Source organism: Nocardioides sp. P5_C9_2, from assembly GCF_054049555.1.
Genome location: NZ_JBFUMD010000582.1, coordinates 1 through 2,122, shown reverse-complemented (window position 1 = coordinate 2,122; position 2,122 = coordinate 1). Strand labels below are relative to the sequence as shown.

1 protein-coding gene and 1 pseudogene are annotated in these 2,122 nt (G+C 72.8%); one reads left to right on the top strand and one right to left on the bottom strand.

The genetic code is table 11. The annotated features are described in order from the left end of the window. Nucleotides 1-1,486: ATP-binding protein (locus ACXJKL_RS19905; RefSeq protein WP_457208729.1), on the top strand; the 1,486-nt coding region annotated here is incomplete at its 5' end. 99 nt (nucleotides 1,487-1,585) lie between these two features. Here the strand turns inward: ACXJKL_RS19905 and ACXJKL_RS19900 are convergent. After that, nucleotides 1,586-2,122 (bottom strand): annotated as a pseudogene (locus tag ACXJKL_RS19900) (hypothetical protein); the annotation flags it as partial.

Here is a 2,122-nt window from a genome sequence, read left to right as displayed (position 1 = left end):
GGCGTCGCAGATCGCGGTGGGGGCGAGCTGCCCGGTCTGCGGGTCCTGCGAGCATCCCGCCCTCGCAGTGTCGGCGCACGGCTCCCCCGACGCCGCAGGTGAGCGTGCGGCACGCAAGGCGGTCGACGACGCCGAGACCGTCGTGGTCGCGCTCGACGACCGGGTGCGGCACCTCGACTCGCAGCACGCGGCCCTCGTCGCCCTCACCGGTTCCGAGCAGCCCGGCTCCCTCGATGACGAGCTGGCCGAGGCCATCGACCTCCACAGCGGGGTGGCCGCAGCGGCTGCCCGGGCCGACGTCCTCAGGGCGAGCGTGACCGGCGTCGAGACCGAGACGCACGCCGTGCGGGCCGAGATCGACGCCCACGAGCAGCGGCTGGCCGGACTCACCTCCCGGCTCGAGCTCCACCGCGGCGAGCGCGACCGCCTCACCACCCGCGTCGACGCGGTCCTGGACGGCACAGGCCAGCCGACCCTCACGGCGCTGCTCCAGCACCTGACCCGCCGCCACGCCCGTCTGTCCGAGGCCTGCGCGACCCATGAGGAGCTCCGCTTCGCCGAGCGCGACCGCCTCGCCGCCGAGCGTGCCCTGGCCGATGCCGCCGGACGCGCAGGCTTCACCGACGTCGACGACTACCGCGATGCCCTGCTCGACGACCCCGAGATCGAGGACCTCGTCCACCGCCTCGACGCCGCCGAGAGCCGGCTGGCCAGGGCCCGCGGGGTGCTGGACGATCCCGCGCACGCCGCCGGGGCCCGTCGACCGGTGCCGGACCTGGCCACGGCCCGCCGACGGGTCGAGGTGGCCGGGTCCGACGCCCGCGCCGCCCACGCGCAGCTCGAGGTCGCGACCCGCCGGGTCATCCGCCTCGGCGCCCTGGGCGACGACCTGCGGGCCGCGCTGGAGGCCTGGGCACCCGTCCGGGAGGACCTCGACCTCGCGACCCACCTCTCCGCCTTCGTCGAGGGCAAGGCAGCCGACAACACCCTCCAGATGCGTCTCTCTGCCTATGTCCTCGCCCACCGCCTCAGTCAGGTCGTCGCAGCCGCCAACGAACGGCTGGCCCGGATGAGTGACCAGCGCTACTCCCTCGAGCACACCGGTCGGCGGGGGGCCGGCGAGACGAGGGGCGGCCTCAGCCTGCTCGTCCGCGACGACTGGTCCGGCGAGAGCCGGGACCCGGCCACCCTGTCGGGGGGCGAGACCTTCGTGGTGTCCCTCGCGCTGGCTCTCGGGCTGGCCGACGTCATCACCCAGGAGGCCGGCGGCGCTGACCTCGACACCCTCTTCGTCGACGAAGGCTTCGGCTCTCTCGACGCGGAGACTCTCGACGACGTGATGGACACCCTCGATGGCCTCCGCGACGGAGGTCGCGTCGTCGGCGTCGTCAGCCACGTCGCCGAGATGCGCGACCGGATCCCGACCCAGCTGCGGGTGCACAAGCACCGACACCGTGGCTCCACCGTGGAGTCCGTCCTCGCCTGACCCGGCTTCCCTGAGTGACGACCGCTTCCACGGATCCAGCGATGCGCGGAGCAACGTTCGACCTCGCGACGACCCCACAGGCCGCGGACGACCGTCTGGTCAGGCTCGTTGCCCGAGCCGCACCCAGCGCCGGGCCGCATCAGAGCTCACCGCGATGAGGATGAGGACGCTGATCGCGGTGCTCATCAGGACCAGGAAGTGGACCTCTTCGGCGCGGCTCAGGTCTACGAGCTGTGTGACCGCCTCCACGGTGCACGCGCACATGAGGGCTATCCGAGCCCAGGCACGGTGAGCGAGCACGAACACCCACAGACCGATGAGGCACAARGCGCTGCTGCCCATCACGGCGAGCTCGAGGGTCGACGCGGCCGGGCGATCGTCCCCCTGGAAGACAGCCACGAGCACGGTCGCGATCGTGACCGCAGCCTTGGCCATGCTCATCGCGGCCGCGGCGAGGAGGCTCGGCGGCGGCACTCGATGGGACATCGCTCGCGACAAGGCATCCGTCGGCGGCTGCACCCGCTCCGGCTCGAGCGCCTCGAGGCCGGTCAGGTCGAGGATCGGGAGGCTTCCGTCTGTGCGCACGACGTCGCCTCCACCGTTGCGGGTGGTGAACGCGCTGGAGTAGTCCTTGAT